Source organism: Nioella sp. MMSF_3534, from assembly GCF_030732985.1.
Classification (GTDB): Bacteria; Pseudomonadota; Alphaproteobacteria; order Rhodobacterales; family Rhodobacteraceae; genus Nioella.
Genome location: NZ_JASHJX010000004.1, coordinates 140,553 through 155,579, shown reverse-complemented (window position 1 = coordinate 155,579; position 15,027 = coordinate 140,553). Strand labels below are relative to the sequence as shown.

Sequence of the window (15,027 nt, the reverse complement as noted above, 5' to 3'; positions counted from 1 at the left end):
GCCGGGTCGCGACACGGTATGATCGCTGCCCAAGGGTCTTCCTATCGGCAATCGCCCTCGCAGCGACCGTCATCTATTGGCTATGAGTCCTGAGCCTAGTGCAAATCGGCATCTCAGGTGTTGCTCTTGTCATGGTGCTATAATGATGACACGGAAGGGGCGTGCCAGTTCAGGCCACGCCTCTTCTTCTTTGGCAAGCAAAATTCTGGACAATAACCCCCTGCCAAAACGCCTCGGTCAAAAATGGTCGTTTTTGGCACGACCATCTGCCCGACCTGACATCAAGCTGTTGGCAGAGACATAACCCCCCGGCAGAACCGAGGTAGATTTGTCAGGGTTTTGTCACCCCCGAGCATTCGCTCACCGCTCCACCCATTCCTCCGCCCGCGCCAGTTCCTCCGGCGTGTTGATGTTGAAGAACGGGTCCACGGGGCCGGACGGGAACCGCGCCAGCACGGCCCCCTGCTGTTCGGCCCACAGCCCGACCTTGCGTTCGCCTCGCTCCAACGCTGCCCGCAAGGCCTTCCGCAAAGAAACCGACCACAGGCCGAAGGTGGGGTGGCGCGTCTCTCGCCCCTCGACAACGCTGCTGGCGAGCACAATGGGCGCGCCGCTTTCGGCGGCCAACAGCAGGCGCGGGACGAGGTCTTCGGGCAGGAAGGGGGTGTCGGCGGCCACGGTGACGACATGATCGGCGCCCTGAGACGCCGCCCAGTCCATCCCCGCCAGCACTCCAGCGAGGGGGCCGGGGTAACCCGTGACCGGATCGGGCAACACGGGCAGGCCAAGGTCGGCGAAGCGCGACGGGTCCCCATTCGCGTTCAGCGCCAGTGCCGCAACCTGAGGCTCGATCCGCTCGATCACGCGGGACAGGAGCGACCGTCCCCCAAGCAGCAACCGCCCCTTGTCGCCGCCGCCCATGCGGGTCGCCTGCCCGCCTGCCAGGATCACGCCGACGGGTTGTTTCATGTCTTCCCCGCGGAAATCACGTGACGGAATAGGTCAGGATCACAGACCATCATTTGCTTCTTCGCCTCAGCCCCGGTAATGGCGGTATCAGGCTCTATCCTAAGGCGCTCTCATGGCAAGCTCCACCACTGCTTATTGGCGCGGCATCCGCGCGGCCCTGCCCTTCCTTCTGGTCGTGGCCCCGTTCGGCATGCTCTTCGGCGTGGTCGGGACAGAGGCCGGGCTGAACCTCGCGCAGATCATGGGCTTTTCCGTGGTGATCATCGCAGGCGCGGCGCAGTTCACCGCCGTGCAGCTGATGCAGGAACAGGCGCCGACACTGATCGTTCTGGCCTCGGCCCTGGCCGTGAACCTGCGGATGGCGATGTATGCCGCCAGCCTTGCCCCGCATCTGGGGCCCGCGCCGGGCTGGCAGCGTATTCTGATCGCCTATTTCAACGTCGATGGCACCTATGCGCTGTCGCATATGGAATACGAGGCGAAGCCCGCAATGTCCCTGTCCGAGAAGGTGGGCTTCTACATGGGCACCGCCACCGTGATCTGCTTTCCGTGGTACGTGGCCACCTGGATCGGCGCGGTGCTTGGGGCCTCGATCCCGGCAGGACTGTCCATCGACTTTGCCGTACCGGTGGCCTTCATGTCCTTTTTCGCCCCGGCCCTGCGCACCCTGCCCCACGTGGCCGCTGCCATCACCGCGATCATCCTGGCGATCCTGCTGCAAGGGGTGCCCTACAGCCTGTGGATCCTGTTGGCGGGCGCGGGCGGTATGATCGTGGGGGCCGAGCTGGAACGGAGGATGACGAAATGACGGGGTGGAGCGACGCCACCATCTGGACCATCATCGTGGCGCTCGGGGTGGGCACCTTCACGATCCGGTTCTCCTTTCTGGGCCTTCTGGGTGATCGGGACTTGCCCGACTGGCTGCTGCGCCACCTGCGCTATACCGCCGTGGCGATCCTGCCCGCGCTTGTCACGCCCATGGTGCTGTGGCCAAACGCAACCGGCGGCCAGACGGACCCTGCCCGCCTGACCGCCGCCATTCTTGCGCTTGCCGTGGGCTATTGGACCAAGAACGCCATTGCCACGATTGCCACCGGGCTTGCGGCGCTCTTCGCCCTGCAGGCGCTTGGGATTTAACCTTCGCGCGCCTTCAGCGAGTCGCGGATCTCGATCAGGATATCCAACTCGCTCGGGCCGGGATCGGCCTCGGGCTCTGGCGCGGCTTCTGCTTCCTTGGCGATCGCCGCCTCTTTCACCTTGTTCAGCGTGCGCACCAGCATGAAGACCACGAAGGCAATGATCAGGAAATTGATGATCGCCATCACGAATGACCCATAGGCAAAGGTCGCGGCCCCGGCCTCTCGCGCGGCTTCCAGCGTGGCATAGTCGCCGCCGCCCATGGTGTAGAACAGGTTGGAAAAGTCGATCCCGCCGGTGAACAGCCCGATAAATGGCTGGATAAGGTCATCGACCAGCGACTTCACGATCGCGGTGAACGCCGCGCCGACGATGATCCCGACGGCCATGTCCATGACATTGCCGCGGGCAATGAAATCCTTGAACTCTTTCAGCATTGTCCTGCTTCCCTTTGTACAATTGCGGGCGCTCTGCCCGATGGTGAAGAATAATTGACACAATCTTCAGTTGTTTGTCTTGAGAAATCCGACAGACTTCAAGCGACAAACAGGATACCCGATGGCAGATCTGTCCCGTTTCCCGATCACCGCCCGCTGGCCCGCCACCAACCCCGATGCGATCCAGCTTTACGCCTTTCCCACGCCCAATGGCGTCAAGATCTCCATCGCGTTGGAGGAGCTGGCCCTTCCCTACGAGGCGCACAAGGTCACGCTGAAACCAGAGGACGTGAAGAGCCCTGAATTCCTGACGCTCAACCCCAATGGCAAGATCCCCGCGATCATCGACCCCGATGGCCCCGACGGACAGCCCGCCTGCGTGTTCGAAAGCGGGGCGATCCTGATCTATCTGGCGGAAAAGACGGGCAAGCTGATCGGGAACAGCGCTTCGGAGCGGCTCGATATCCTGCAATGGCTGATGTTCCAGATGGGTGGCATCGGGCCGATGTTCGGGCAGCTTGGGTATTTCTACCGCGGGGACGGTAAGGCAATCGACGACAAGCGCCCCAAGGATCGTTACATCGCCGAAACCCGGCGGCTGCTGTCCGTGGTTGAACAGCGTCTGGACGGCCGCGAGTGGCTGTGTGGGGACTATTCCATCGCCGATATCGCCACCGGCCCGTGGCTACGCATCCTCGATATGTATGGCGCGAGAGAGGCCGTAGGATGGTGGGATTTCCCCAACTGCATCGCCTATCTGGACCGGTTCCTGGCCCGACCCGCCGTGCAGGTCGGGCTTGTGACACCGCCGCGCGACTGATCACGCTTTCCAGCGGTAGTCGGTCAGATGCGCGGGCGGCTCCACCCCCGGCAGGTTCTGCGGGTCGGCCTGAAGGGGACCGGCCCGCGTTTCCAGCGGGATCACCCCGGCCCAGATCGGCAACGCGTAATCCTCCTCGTCGTCAATGGGCATGCCAGTGCGGATCTTGGCGCTGCCCTCGGCGATCTCCATCCCCAGAACCGTCGTTGCCTTCAGCTCCTGCGCCGTGTTCGGCCTGAGCTGCGCCGCCCGCCCCGGCCAGAGCCCGTCGATGAAGGCCGAAAGCCGCGCCTCCTTGTCCTCATCCGGCACCACGAAGGCCGTACCGAACAGCATCACCGACCGCGTGTTGGCCGAATGATGCATCCCCGACCGCGCCATCACGAACCCATCGAGGATCGAGACCGTCAGGCAGACCTCCGCCCCCTTGCTGGCCCGGATCGCCCGGCTGGCGCTGGAGCCGTGCCAATAGACGTGATTGCCCTCGCGCCACTGAAAGGTGGGCGTCACATAGGGCAACCCGTCGATCACATAGCCAACGCTGCACATGGGCTGCGCGTCGAGGATGGCGTTGATGGTGTTCCGGTCGAAATGCCCGCGTTCGTGGGACCTGCGCAGGCGGGTGCGCGGGGTGATCTCCAGTGTCATGCTGCGTCTTTCCTGAAAACTGACTTGTCAGGGGGGATGTGCCATGCAATTGGTCTGCACTGAATATCCAATTTTGATGATTAGATGCAGACCAATCTGGATGCCGCCCTGCTGGCCATCAGCCTCGACCGAACCACGAGAGAGCCGCTGCATATCCAGCTGACCGAGGCCCTGCGCCGCCTGATCCTGTCAGGCCAGGCCCCGCCCGGTGCGCGCCTGCCTGCCAGCCGCCAATTGGCAAAGGATCTGTCCGTGTCCCGCCAGACCACCCTCACCGCGTTGGATCAACTGGTGGCCGAGGGCTATCTGGAAACCCGCCAGGGGGCCGGATGCTTCGTGGCAAAGGACCTGCCGCATCTGGCACCGCCCGGTCCGACCCCGCTGCCCCGACCCGACCCCTCGCAGCCCTACCGGCCTTTCCACCCCGGCATCCCCAACATGACGCTGCTGCCCCACGCAACCTGGGCGCGCCATCTCGACCGGGCGTGGCGGCACCCGCATCCCGATCTGCTCGCCACCCCTAACCCGCTTGGCTGGCCCGCCCTGCGCGCAGCTATCGCCGCCCACCTCAAGGCATGGCGCGGGATCGATTGTGATCCGGGGCAGGTGGTGATCACCTCGGGCGCGACCGAAACCTTTGAACTCCTCGCCCGCAGCCTGATGACGCGCGGTGACCGGGTCCTGGTCGAGCAACCCGGCTTCGCCCCGATGCGGGCCGCCCTGTCAGGGGCAGGCCTGTCCCTGGTGCCCATGGCGGTCGATGAGGGCGGCGCCGTGCTGCCAGAGACCGCAGCGGCCCGTGCCGCCATCATCACCCCCTCGCGTCACTACCCATTGGGCCACACGATGCCCCTGCCCCGCCGCCTTGCCTTTCTCACCTGGGCCACCCGCAACACCGCCTGGATCATCGAAGACGACTACGACAGCGAGTTTCGCTACACCGGCACCCCCCTGCCCGCGCTCATGTCGCTCGGGGCGGGGCAGACGATCTATGTGGGCAGTTTCTCCAAGCTGATCTCTCCGGCCCTGCGACTGGCCTACATGGTGCTGCCGCCGCCGCTGGTCGCCCCCGTTCGAAGGGCGCTTGCGCAAACCGGCCCGCGCGCCTCGCTGGTGCCGCAACCGGCACTGGCGGAGTTCATGGACAGCGGCGCCTTCGCCACCCATCTGCGCCGGATGCGCCGGGTCTATGCGGACCGGCAGCAGGTGCTGCTTTCGGCCCTGTCCCGGCACCTGCCCGACCACCTGCGCGCGGATCCGGACCCATCCGGAATGCACCTTGTCTGCCGCCTTGGCCCGGCAACCTCCACGATGCGTGACACGGATATCGCAGCACGTGCCACCCAAGCGGGCCTCACCCTCCGCGCGCTCTCCGCCTATTGGCCAAAGGGCGATGGCCCACAGGGGCTGGTATTGGGATATGCAGGCTTTTCAACAGACCAGCTGGAAGACGCCGTTCAGCGCCTCGCCCGCGTGCTTCAGGACGGCAGGGCGCCCGTCAGAACGTAGCGCAATATCTCGACCACCTGCCGCGGCTCCGACGTCACTGCCAGCGCCGCCGCATGCACCTCTTTCAGCGCATGCTGATGCTCCGGCATCGACAGAACGATCACCGATTTGCCAAGCGCCGCCGCATAGCCCGCGTCAAATGCCGCGTTCCACTGCTTGTATTTCTCACCGAAGCGCACAACGACCACATCCGCCTGCTCGATCCCGCGCCGGGTGCGGATGGCGTTCAGCTTGGCGCCCTTGTGGTCATGCCAGAACTTGTCGTCCTCCGCCCCCATGATCGCCACACCGCAATCGTCGCTGGCCTCATGGTCTGTGACCGGCGCGGAAAACACCACGTCGAGTCCCTCGGCCCCCGCAATAATCTGCTCGCGCCAATCGGTGTGGATCTCTCCTGACAGGTAGACTTTCAGCATTGCGATCTCCCTTTCATCTTGGCCCAAATACCTCGGGGGGTCCGGGGGGCAGCGCCCCCCGCGGGTCGACGCGCGACGCGCGGCGAAACCGGTCAGCCCCGCAGCACCCCGCCCGTGGCTTTCGCGACCTTCTCGACGATCTTCGCGCCCACGGCCTCGATCTCTTCCTCGGTCAGTGTCTTGTCACGCGGCTGCATCCGGACGCTCAGCGCGACGGATTTCTTGCCTGCCCCCATCTGCGCCTCGGCCCTCTCGCCGGTGAACTCGTCGAAGATGCGCACATCCTCGATCAGCTTCTTGTCAGCCCCCGCAGCGGCGTTGGCGAGGTTCACCGCCTCAACCCCTGCATCCACCACGAACGCGAAATCGCGTTCCACGGCCTGTAGGTCGCTCATATCCAGCGCGCCCCGGCTTGCGCCAGCGCTGCGCGGCATGGGGATTTCCTCGGGGAAGAGGGTGAAGGCCATCGCCGGTCCCTTCACATCCATTTCCGCCAGCACCTTGGGGTGCAGCTCGCCGAACACGCCGAGCGTCTTCTTCGGCCCAAGGCAGATGCGCCCGTGACGGCCCGGATGCCACCAGCCATCGCCATCGCGCAGGATCTGTACCTTGGCGGGCGCGCCCATGGCCGCCAGCACCGCCTCCACATCCACTTTCACGTCGAACACATCGACCGGACGGCGGGCGCCATGCGGGTCGCGGGGGCCGCTCTGGCCGATCAGCAGGCCCGCCGCCTGCAGGTGCTGTTCGGTGGGTTCGCCCCCGTGAAAGGCCGCGCCGACCTCGAACAGGGCGAGGTCCATGAACCCACGCGCCTGGTTGCGGGCGGCGGCTTGCAGAAGGCCCGGCAGCAGCGCGGGGCGCATATGGCTCATCTCGCTGGAAATCGGGTTCTCCAGCATCACGTCATCCGTGCCGCCGCCAAAGAGCGCCGCCGAGGCCTGATCAATGAAGCTGTAGGTCACGCATTCGTTGTAGCCAAGCGCCGCCACCGTCCGCCTTGCCGCGCGTTCGCGCTGCTGCATCGGCGTCAGCACGGCCTTCGGCACGCCCGGCTTGGGGCGGCGCAGCGGTTGCGGTTCCAGTTTGGTCAGGGACGCAATCCGCGCGACCTCTTCCACAAGGTCCGCCTCTCCCTGCACATCCCGCCGCCAGGACGGCACCCAGACCTCCAGCACATCGCCCGCGCCGGTGGCCGAGAAACCGAGCGCGGTCAGGATGCGCGCCTGTTCCTCTTTCGGGATCTCCATGCCCACAAGGCTGATCACCCGTGCGGTATCGAGCTTGTAGCTGCGCGCGGTATTGAGCGCGGCGCCTGCTTCGACAACTTCAGAGGCTTCGCCGCCGCACAGATCGAGGATCATCTGCGTGGCCGCTTCCAGCCCCGGCAGGGTGTAGTCCGGGTCCACGCCCCGTTCGAACCGGTAGCGCGCGTCGGAATGGATCTTCAGGTCGCGGCCCGTATAGGCGGTGCGGATCGGGTCCCAATAGGCGCTTTCAAGGAAGACATTGACCGTTTCTTCGGTGCAACCCGTGGGATCGCCGCCCATGATGCCCGCGATGCTTTCCACCGCCTCGTCATCGGAAATGGCGATCTGGCCAGCCGCGAAGGTGTACTCCTTGTCGTCCAGAGCGACCAGCGTCTCACCACCCTGCGCCTTGTGCACCCGCAGGTTACCCTTGACCTTGTCGGCGTCGAACACGTGCAGCGGGCGGTTCTGATCGTAGGTGAAGAAGTTCGTCACATCGACCAGGGCCGAAATGGGCCGCAGACCGATAGCGCGTAGACGGTCCTGCAACCATTGGGGCGAGGGGCCGTTCTTCACACCCTTGATCAGGCGTCCGGTGAAATGCGGGCAATCGTCCAGCGTGTCGGCATCGATGCTGACTCCGATCGGGCTGGGGAACTGGCCCGGTACGGTCACGTCATCGAGCGGCTTCAACGTGCCCAGGCCGCGCGCGGCCAGGTCGCGGGCCACGCCACGCACGCCAAGCGCGTCCTGACGATTGGGGGTGATCGCGATCTCGATCACCGGGTCGACCTTGGCCGGGTCGTTCGCCGCCAGCCAGTCGACGAAACGGTCACCCACCTCGCCCGAGGGCAGCTCGATGATGCCGTCATGTTCGTCCGAGAGTTCCAGCTCGCGCTCCGACGCCATCATGCCATAGCTCTCGATCCCACGGATCTTGCCAACACCAATCGTGATGTCGAGACCGGGGATATAGCTGCCGGGCTTGGCCAGAACCACGGTGATCCCGGCCCGCGCATTGGGAGCGCCGCAGATGATCTGCATCTCGCCTTCGTCACTCTCCACCTTGCACACGCGCAGGCGGTCGGCCTCCGGGTGTTTCTCGGCATGGGTGACCTTGGCGAGGGTAAATTCCTTGAGACGCGAGGCGCGATCCTCGACCCCTTCGACCTCCAGCCCGATATCGTTCAGCACCTCGCAGATCTCATCGAGCGAGGCGGTGGTGTCCAGGTGGTCCTTCAACCAGGAGAGGGTGAATTTCATCGTGTTCGTCCCTTGCGTCTGTCCCGCCCGCGCTTAGCGCAGTTGCGGGCGGAATGGAAGCGGCGGGCGCAGATTGAACCCTGTGCTACTCGGAACCGACCCACAAGCGATGATGCGGGGGTTGCACCCCAACTGAAAGGAGCTTTCATGCGCCCCCTTACGTTCCGTGCCGCCGCTTTGGCGGCCCTTCTCGCCGCGCCCGCTGCCCATGCGGACATGGTGATCATTCAGCAGGGCCATTTCCCCGGCCCCTCCGCCTTTGCGCATCCCATGCCGCAGGGGTCTGCCTTCGGCATGGCCGAGGCCTTCATCCGTGACATGGCGGCAGAGCGGTTTCCGCAGGCTGTCCTGCTTGACCGCCCCGCCCCCGATCTGCCGCTGGAACCGCCGGTTCTGGTGGAAGTAGCCGAGCCCATTCCCTTTGCAGGCGGCTGGACCCTGGCCGAGATCATGGATGACGAGGCCAACCCGCTGGAGTTTGATACGGAGCTGCTGGCCGTGACCGAGTTCAACGTCGATATCGACGGCTCATTTAGCGCCTATGCCGGCTGCAATCGTATCTTTGGCGAGCTGACCATGTATGACGGCACGATTGCCTCGGCGGAATACGGCATGACCCAGATGGGCTGCCTTGGTCCCCTGGGCGATCTGGAAAACGCCTTCATGCGGGTTCTGGACAGCGCCTCGCTCGTGGCCATGGGCCCCGAGATGCTGGTGCTGCTGGACGGCGAAGGCGACAAGCTGGCCGAGTTCGCCCTGCGCGTTGACGCGCCCTAAGCGGACAGGCTGGCCAGCCAGTTCCGGATCTCGGTAACCCGTTGATCCGGCTGCAAATCACCGGGCGCGGCCCCCAGTTGGCGGGCCGCGCCCGCATCTGTTTCGGCCCGTCGGAACGCCTCGCATATCGCATCCGGGTAGTCCCCCACATGCGGCAGGATCGCGGCCATCAAGCACGGCGATATCTCGGGGTGGTACTGCACGCCCCAGAACCGCTGTCCGTCCTGTTCATAGGCAAAGGCCTGCACCGGCGAATGGGCATTGCCCGCCAGCAAAACCGCGCACTCCGGCAGGCGCGTGACCTCATCGCGATGCACGCAGGGCACCGCATAGCCATCCTGACGCCCCGCCAGAAAGGGATGGTCGCGGCCCGCGTCGGTCAGCCGGATATCCCGCGCAAGCCCGTCTTCGCGTCCATTGGGCGACGCCCCAACCGCGCCGCCCAACATATACGCGCCCAGTTGCATGCCATTGCAGGAACCGTAAGCGGGGCGTTTGGCATCAAACACCGCGCGGGCCACGGCGCGCAGCGGCTCGGCGCGCGGGTCATCCACGCCCCAATCCACGCCCGATCCGGTGAAAATCACACCGCCCACGCCCTCCAGATCCGGGCGCGCAGCGGGATCGGCATAGGGGTTGATCACCGTGATTTCCATCGCGGGATCAACGGCTTGCAGAACCTCCTGAAAGGTTTGCACATCATCTATGGGCAGCTCTGGCGGATTGGAATCGACGATCAGGATCTTCATTGGCCACCGACAATAGGCTCGGCCCTGAGCGACCGGGTCAGGTCTTCGTCGCAATCGCCCAGAAGCACCGTGAAGGCGGACGGAAAGCCCATTTCATCAAAGGCGATCACGGCGCGGCCCCAGGTCAGGCTGGTCATGCCGCCGGGGCGGCCAAGGGCTGCGGCGCATTGCATGTCGCTTTGGCCGACCCAGTAGCCGTGATGCACGCCGCGATCGGTGAAATTGCCTGCAAGACCGGGGAAAACCAGCTCTCCCGGCAAGCCGCCATAGTCGGAAAAGCTGAGGATGGCGGCGCCGTATTCATCGGCCAGATAGACGATTTCCCCGGTCTCGGAGGACCAGACCTCATCCGCCAGCGCAGGGGCGGCGAGGGTCAGGGCGAGGGCGGCGGCGGTGAGGGATTTCAGCATGGTCAGGCTCCGGGTTGGGGACGGGGAAGCCTAGCGCGGGATGCGGGTTTGGCAAAGCGCGGATTGCACGAAAAGGGGGGGTGCCATGCGTACACCCCCTGTACACGCCCCGTACACCCCCTGTGCAGACGAAACGGTGATTTCAGGACGGGCCCCGGATCTGGGACACGCCCTGTCCGTTGGCGCGGGGAAGAGGTTTCGAAACCTCTTTGAAAGGGCCTTCGAAGGCCCTTCCCCCGCGCGGGGGGAGAGGTGGGTGCAATGGATCGGAAGGGGCGCGGGTGTCAGGGGTTGGAGCCGCGCATTGGCGGGCCGCGGTGCGGCGATCCCCACGGTGGTGCAGGGTGGTTTATGTTGGCCAAGTCCGCGTGAGATCGGAGCGTCGCGCTTGTGGCAGCCAAATCGCCGTGCCGGGGGGCGGCCCGGCGATGCGCGGCGGCCTTACGGCCTTGGTCCCGCGTCTGGAAAAAGATGAACGAAGCGAACTCACCCTCTAAGCGATTTGCCGAATGGCGTTATCGTGATAATCTCTTCAACGGGTATACTTGTTGAACCGATGTTTTCCCTTCGAACCTCTAACATGAAGTCAGAAAGTGCACAGTCAAATTTGTCGTGCGGAACCCTATCCCCAGAGGTAATTAGTCGATCAAATTCAACGAGTTTCTTCATCGCACCATCGGAAGCGACAATTGCGAATTTCATTTTTGCGGTAGCATAACCTGAGAGGGCGTCTTCTTTTCCCACACCATTCCGATTGTGAGCGTTGGCTAATTCGCAAATCGACTGCACCATTTCGACGTATGCAGCAAAGTGGCGTGCACGAACTTGTTCACGTCGATCAAAATACTTCTGCGTGGCATAGATCACGACGCCAACAAGAAGCGAAACACAACCTGCGAGCAGAGTTTCCCAGCCCATCCACTCACACCCCCGAATGCACCGCCGGGACGTCGAGCGCGCTGAACCCGTAATGCCTCAGCCAGCGCAGGTCTGAATCGAAGAACGCGCGCAGATCCGGGATGCCGTATTTCAGCATCGCGATCCGGTCGATGCCCATCCCGAACGCAAAGCCCTGCCACTGGTCCGGATCGACCCCGGCGGAGCGCAGCACATGGGGGTGGACCATGCCCGACCCCAGCACCTCCAGCCAGTCGTCGCCCTCGCCCACCTTCACGGTGCCGCCTTCCCAGGAACACTGGATATCGACCTCGGCAGAGGGTTCGGTGAAGGGGAAATGCGAGGCGCGGAAGCGGGTGCGGACCTTGGCGCCGAAATAGGCCGAGAAGAATTCCTCCAGCACCCATTTCAGGTTCGCCATGGAGATATCCTTGTCGATGGCCAGCCCCTCGACCTGGTGGAACATCGGCGTATGGGTCTGGTCGTAATCGGCGCGGTAGACGCGGCCCGGGGCGATCACCCGGCAGGGGGTGCCGTGCTGTTCCATGTAGCGGATCTGCACCGGGGAAGTGTGGGTGCGCAGCACATGGGGCGGGCGATTGTCGCCCTCTTTGCGATGCGTATAGAACGTGTCCATCTCGGCCCGCGCGGGGTGGTGGCCGGGGATGTTGAGCGCGTCGAAATTGTACCAGTCGGTTTCGATCTGCGGGCCCTCGGCGACGGCGAAGCCCATATCGGCGAAGATCGCGGTGACCTCTTCGGTGACCTGGCTGACCGGGTGGATGGTGCCCTGACGGCGGTGGCGCGCGGGCAGCGTCACGTCGAGCCATTCGCCGCGCAGCCGTTCATTCAGCGCCGCGTCGCCAAGGGCGGCCTTGCGGGCGGCGATGGCGGAATTGACCTCGTTCTTCAGCGCATTCAGCGCCGGTCCCGCGACCTGGCGTTCCTCGGGCGTCATCTTGCCCAACTCGCGCATTTGCAGGCTGATCTCACCCTTCTTGCCAAGGGCCTGCACGCGCAGATCCTCCAGCCCCGCCTCATCGGCCACATCGGCAATGGCTTTGAGGTACTTTTCGCGCAATTCGTCCATGGTCTCGCCCTTCGTCGCTTCGGCAAGACTGCTAGCCAGCCAAGGCCCGGAATGCAAGCGGCGAGCGGTGGATCAGTCCGACGAGATGGCCCAGGTGGTGGAGCTGAACAGCAACAGGGCTATGGGCAGGTCATAGGTGACGGTCGGGGTCGCGCAGTTGCCGTATGCGTCCCGGTCGTAGCAGTCGCACCCCGGTAGAAGCAGAACTGCCACAAGGGCAACCCCACATCCGATCCGGGAAATGCGGCTGCGCTTCGTTCCTTGATCCGGTGTCATCAGCATTGCCTCACGCCCTCCGGGGCCCTGCGCATTCTGTTTTGCTCCTGAATGCTCATGGGGATGATACCGACCAGATCGGTGCCGTTACGAAAAGAAAATCGATGACCCAATCCGGGGTTCCACAACCAACAAAATTACCATCCCCGTCGTAGTAGGAGCCAAGTGCCGAGTCCTCGGTGCAGGAATATCCTGCGCAGCCAGATAGCACCAAAGCCAGCGTCACGGCTAATCCGGCAGGACGCATCAGCCTTCTGCTTGCCTTCAGGAGTTCAGAACTGGAAGGCATAGCCGATCGCTCCTGTCAGGCTGTTGCCGGAAAAGGCGGGGTTGTTGGCGCTGACGTCGTGGTAGGTGACGGTTGCGGTGATGCTGCCGGTTTCGCTCAGGCGATAGACCAACCGGCCGGTGAGGGTGGTGACGGTCTGGTCCGTGCGTCCGCCCGCCACCAGATCGGTGAAGCCCATGCCGGTATCGCTGTCGGATATGCTGACATCGAGCGCACCGAAGAGGTTGGCCGCCAGCGGGCCGCTAATCCCGGCGCTGAGGCGGAGCCCGTCATAGGACCAGTCCGATCCATTGGCATCATTGTGTTCCAGAGCGATCCCGGCGCGGAAGGCCACCCCGCCGGGTGCGGTCGTATAGACAAGCCCAAGCCCCGCCTCGGTATAATCGGCATCTCGGTCACGGGTGGGCTGCGGGAAGACGACACTGAAATCATTGTTCTGGTAGAGCAGGTGCCCGTCCACGCGTAGCTGAGGCGAGGCCTGGTAGCGCGCATCCAGACGCAGTTGATGGCTGGTCAGCCCGAGGGCTTCGACATCGGCGTCGCTTTCGTGGCGGAACGTGTAGCTTGGCAGGATTTCAAGCCGCCCGCCCGGACCGCCCGGCGAGTAACGGGCAAAGAGCGTGGCCGAGACCGCAGCATTGGAATAGGCGCTCGGGTCATCCGTGCCGGGGGGCATTCCGGCGGGCTGGTCGCCAAAGTAGCGGGTCGCGCTGATCCCGCCGATCACCCCGAAAGACAGCGTGCCGCTGCCGGGCCATTCGTAGGCCGCACCGATTCTCAGGGTGGCGAATGAGGCGGCCTGTTCGCCGCCCGGGGGAAAGAACAGGGACTGGTCCGCTACGAAGAGCACATTGTCGTTGAAACCGTAGCTGAGGCTGGCCTGCCCCACGAGTTGCCCCACCGGCAAAGTGGCGGGCGGAGCGACGGTGGGAACCGTTTCGTTCGCCGAAGCCATACCGGCGCAGCAGAGCGCGCACCCCAGCGCGACGGCCGGGTAGGAAGATCTTGTCATGGTGCTGTCCCCCAACACGGGGGGGCTGCCCCCGCGCCATCGTTTCTTGCAGACGACCCGAGAGTATCGCGCCACGGCAGCCGCCTCTATGGGCCGAAAGGGGGGGAAAAACACGGTCACGGACCTGCGGCATTGCCTTTTGACCCGGACTGCGCTTGGCTTGGTGTCACATTGGGGTCGGTCGGGGGCCAGCCATGGATGTTACGTTGCGCAATCTGCGCGAGGTTTATCAGCTATTGGACGCCTGCCTGCGATACGGAAACGATCCGACCGGCTGGCGGCAGACCCTGGCCGAAGGGCTGCGCGACCTGTTTGGCGGGATCAATGCCCATTGCGGCGAGTATGCCTTCATCAACGATCCCGCGCGGGCGGGCGTGCTGGATTTCGTGGCCACGGACTGGCCGACGCCCGAGCAGGCACGCAGTTTTGCCCGCTATCAGGTCTCTGGAAACCACGTGCACGATCCTCTGTTCGCGGCGATCCAGGCACGGCGCAAGCAGTTTCTGGTCACGTCGATCACCGATCTTATGCCGCCCGAAGACTATTTCCGGGGTGCCTTCTACCGGGACAACATGGCCGAGGCCGGGATCGGGGATTTCCTGATCGCCATTGCCCCGATCCGCGGGAGAAAAGGCCCAGCGCGCTCGGTCATGCATGTCTGCGTTCGCGGACGCGAGGATCCGTTCTTCACGCCCGAGGACCGTAAGCTGATGCGGGTGCTGACGCTCGGGCTGATGCGACTGGTGGGCACCCGGCTGGCCGACAGCCAGTCGCCGGTGCACGGCCTGACAACGCGTCAGCGCGAAGCCCTGGCGCAGCTGCTGACAGGCGCCGGGCTGGCCGAGGCAGCACGGGCCATGGGGGTCAGCCAGGGCACGTTCAAGAAATATGCCGCCGGACTCTATGCCCTTTTCGGAACACGGGGGCGGGCCGAATTGCAGGCCCGTTTCGCCAATTCCGATGGTATCCGGCTGGCTGGTGTCGCGGCCAGCCCGATCCGGGGCCGCATTCGCCGCGCGGGGCCGCCGATGGCGCAACCCTGGGACTCGCCCGATCACCTGCTGCGTCGGGAGTGACA

At 64.4% G+C, this 15,027-nt stretch carries 17 protein-coding genes and 1 pseudogene; 7 read left to right on the top strand and 11 right to left on the bottom strand.

Annotated features, from left to right (window positions below):
• Positions 1 to 86: pseudogene (locus RBB16_RS03235) on the top strand (IS5/IS1182 family transposase); the annotation flags it as partial.
• A gap of 274 nt (positions 87 to 360) precedes the next feature.
• Here the strand turns inward: RBB16_RS03235 and mobA are convergent.
• Positions 361 to 969, bottom strand: a complete 609-nt coding sequence (gene mobA, locus RBB16_RS03230) for a molybdenum cofactor guanylyltransferase MobA (protein ID WP_306044769.1) — start codon at positions 967 to 969, stop codon at positions 361 to 363.
• Positions 970 to 1,081: 112 nt separating this feature from the next.
• Here mobA and RBB16_RS03225 point away from each other — a divergent pair, with 112 nt between their 5' ends.
• Positions 1,082 to 1,777, top strand: a complete 696-nt coding sequence (locus tag RBB16_RS03225; protein WP_306044768.1) for an AzlC family ABC transporter permease — start codon at positions 1,082 to 1,084, stop codon at positions 1,775 to 1,777.
• Positions 1,774 to 2,106 carry an AzlD domain-containing protein gene (locus RBB16_RS03220; protein ID WP_306044767.1) on the top strand — a complete coding sequence of 111 codons (333 nt, stop codon included), beginning with the start codon at positions 1,774 to 1,776 and terminating at the stop codon, positions 2,104 to 2,106. Before RBB16_RS03225 ends, RBB16_RS03220 begins: the two co-directional genes overlap by 4 nt.
• On the opposite strand, the gene mscL is transcribed toward RBB16_RS03220, so the two are convergent.
• Positions 2,103 to 2,543: a large conductance mechanosensitive channel protein MscL gene (gene mscL, locus RBB16_RS03215; RefSeq protein WP_306044766.1), complete on the bottom strand. Its 441-nt coding sequence runs from the start codon at positions 2,541 to 2,543 to the stop codon at positions 2,103 to 2,105. The genes RBB16_RS03220 and mscL overlap by 4 nt on opposite strands.
• Before the next feature lie 121 nt (positions 2,544 to 2,664).
• On the opposite strand from mscL, the gene RBB16_RS03210 reads away from it, so the two are divergent.
• Positions 2,665 to 3,363: a glutathione S-transferase family protein gene (locus RBB16_RS03210; protein WP_306044765.1), complete on the top strand. Its 699-nt coding sequence runs from the start codon at positions 2,665 to 2,667 to the stop codon at positions 3,361 to 3,363.
• Here RBB16_RS03210 and RBB16_RS03205 read toward each other — a convergent pair whose 3' ends face one another.
• Entirely contained in the window at positions 3,364 to 4,011 is a 648-nt protein-coding gene (locus tag RBB16_RS03205; RefSeq protein ID WP_306044764.1) for a pyridoxamine 5'-phosphate oxidase family protein, read from the bottom strand.
• An 84-nt stretch (positions 4,012 to 4,095) separates the two neighbouring features.
• Between RBB16_RS03205 and RBB16_RS03200 the strand changes: the two genes are divergently transcribed.
• A complete protein-coding gene (locus RBB16_RS03200; protein ID WP_306044763.1) occupies positions 4,096 to 5,520 on the top strand; it encodes a PLP-dependent aminotransferase family protein in 1,425 nt (474 codons plus the stop codon).
• On the opposite strand, the gene RBB16_RS03195 is transcribed toward RBB16_RS03200, so the two are convergent.
• Entirely contained in the window at positions 5,490 to 5,936 is a 447-nt protein-coding gene (locus RBB16_RS03195) for a YtoQ family protein (protein WP_306044762.1), read from the bottom strand. The genes RBB16_RS03200 and RBB16_RS03195 overlap by 31 nt on opposite strands.
• Positions 5,937 to 6,028: 92 nt before the next feature.
• Positions 6,029 to 8,449 (bottom strand): phenylalanine--tRNA ligase subunit beta, encoded by a 2,421-nt coding sequence (pheT, locus tag RBB16_RS03190; protein ID WP_306044761.1) that lies wholly within the window; start codon positions 8,447 to 8,449, stop codon positions 6,029 to 6,031.
• Positions 8,450 to 8,596: 147 nt separating this feature from the next.
• Between pheT and RBB16_RS03185 the strand changes: the two genes are divergently transcribed.
• A complete protein-coding gene (locus tag RBB16_RS03185; RefSeq protein ID WP_306044760.1) occupies positions 8,597 to 9,226 on the top strand; it encodes an META domain-containing protein in 630 nt (209 codons plus the stop codon).
• Here RBB16_RS03185 and RBB16_RS03180 read toward each other — a convergent pair.
• The 6 genes from RBB16_RS03180 to RBB16_RS03155 form a co-directional block, all read right to left on the bottom strand.
• Positions 9,223 to 9,975 (bottom strand): type 1 glutamine amidotransferase, encoded by a 753-nt coding sequence (locus RBB16_RS03180; protein WP_306044759.1) that lies wholly within the window; start codon positions 9,973 to 9,975, stop codon positions 9,223 to 9,225. The genes RBB16_RS03185 and RBB16_RS03180 overlap by 4 nt on opposite strands.
• Entirely contained in the window at positions 9,972 to 10,385 is a 414-nt protein-coding gene (locus tag RBB16_RS03175; RefSeq protein ID WP_306044758.1) for a hypothetical protein, read from the bottom strand. Before RBB16_RS03175 ends, RBB16_RS03180 begins: the two co-directional genes overlap by 4 nt.
• A 486-nt stretch (positions 10,386 to 10,871) precedes the next feature.
• Positions 10,872 to 11,303 carry a hypothetical protein gene (locus tag RBB16_RS03170; protein WP_306044757.1) on the bottom strand — a complete coding sequence of 144 codons (432 nt, stop codon included), beginning with the start codon at positions 11,301 to 11,303 and terminating at the stop codon, positions 10,872 to 10,874.
• Positions 11,304 to 11,307: 4 nt separating this feature from the next.
• Positions 11,308 to 12,372 carry a phenylalanine--tRNA ligase subunit alpha gene (pheS, locus tag RBB16_RS03165; protein WP_306044756.1) on the bottom strand — a complete coding sequence of 355 codons (1,065 nt, stop codon included), beginning with the start codon at positions 12,370 to 12,372 and terminating at the stop codon, positions 11,308 to 11,310.
• 72 nt (positions 12,373 to 12,444) lie between these two features.
• Complete coding sequence (locus tag RBB16_RS03160; protein WP_306044755.1) at positions 12,445 to 12,648, bottom strand: hypothetical protein; 204 nt, start codon at positions 12,646 to 12,648, stop codon at positions 12,445 to 12,447.
• Positions 12,649 to 12,920: 272 nt separating this feature from the next.
• Complete coding sequence (locus RBB16_RS03155) at positions 12,921 to 13,949, bottom strand: hypothetical protein (RefSeq protein ID WP_306044754.1); 1,029 nt, start codon at positions 13,947 to 13,949, stop codon at positions 12,921 to 12,923.
• 194 nt (positions 13,950 to 14,143) lie between these two features.
• Here RBB16_RS03155 and RBB16_RS03150 point away from each other — a divergent pair, with 194 nt between their 5' ends.
• Positions 14,144 to 15,025 carry a hypothetical protein gene (locus RBB16_RS03150; protein WP_306044753.1) on the top strand — a complete coding sequence of 294 codons (882 nt, stop codon included), beginning with the start codon at positions 14,144 to 14,146 and terminating at the stop codon, positions 15,023 to 15,025.
• The last annotated feature ends 2 nt before the right edge of the window (positions 15,026 to 15,027 follow it).

Coding starts and splice junctions, on each gene's coding strand:
- mobA (WP_306044769.1), bottom strand. CDS start 969: ATGAAACAACCCGTCGGCGTGATCCTGGCAGGCGGGCAGGCGACCCGC.
- RBB16_RS03225 (WP_306044768.1), top strand. CDS start 1,082: ATGGCAAGCTCCACCACTGCTTATTGGCGCGGCATCCGCGCGGCCCTG.
- RBB16_RS03220 (WP_306044767.1), top strand. CDS start 1,774: ATGACGGGGTGGAGCGACGCCACCATCTGGACCATCATCGTGGCGCTC.
- mscL (WP_306044766.1), bottom strand. CDS start 2,543: ATGCTGAAAGAGTTCAAGGATTTCATTGCCCGCGGCAATGTCATGGAC.
- RBB16_RS03210 (WP_306044765.1), top strand. CDS start 2,665: ATGGCAGATCTGTCCCGTTTCCCGATCACCGCCCGCTGGCCCGCCACC.
- RBB16_RS03205 (WP_306044764.1), bottom strand. CDS start 4,011: ATGACACTGGAGATCACCCCGCGCACCCGCCTGCGCAGGTCCCACGAA.
- RBB16_RS03200 (WP_306044763.1), top strand. CDS start 4,096: ATGCAGACCAATCTGGATGCCGCCCTGCTGGCCATCAGCCTCGACCGA.
- RBB16_RS03195 (WP_306044762.1), bottom strand. CDS start 5,936: ATGCTGAAAGTCTACCTGTCAGGAGAGATCCACACCGATTGGCGCGAG.
- pheT (WP_306044761.1), bottom strand. CDS start 8,449: ATGAAATTCACCCTCTCCTGGTTGAAGGACCACCTGGACACCACCGCC.
- RBB16_RS03185 (WP_306044760.1), top strand. CDS start 8,597: ATGCGCCCCCTTACGTTCCGTGCCGCCGCTTTGGCGGCCCTTCTCGCC.
- RBB16_RS03180 (WP_306044759.1), bottom strand. CDS start 9,975: ATGAAGATCCTGATCGTCGATTCCAATCCGCCAGAGCTGCCCATAGAT.
- RBB16_RS03175 (WP_306044758.1), bottom strand. CDS start 10,385: ATGCTGAAATCCCTCACCGCCGCCGCCCTCGCCCTGACCCTCGCCGCC.
- RBB16_RS03170 (WP_306044757.1), bottom strand. CDS start 11,303: ATGGGCTGGGAAACTCTGCTCGCAGGTTGTGTTTCGCTTCTTGTTGGC.
- pheS (WP_306044756.1), bottom strand. CDS start 12,372: ATGGACGAATTGCGCGAAAAGTACCTCAAAGCCATTGCCGATGTGGCC.
- RBB16_RS03160 (WP_306044755.1), bottom strand. CDS start 12,648: ATGACACCGGATCAAGGAACGAAGCGCAGCCGCATTTCCCGGATCGGA.
- RBB16_RS03155 (WP_306044754.1), bottom strand. CDS start 13,949: ATGACAAGATCTTCCTACCCGGCCGTCGCGCTGGGGTGCGCGCTCTGC.
- RBB16_RS03150 (WP_306044753.1), top strand. CDS start 14,144: ATGGATGTTACGTTGCGCAATCTGCGCGAGGTTTATCAGCTATTGGAC.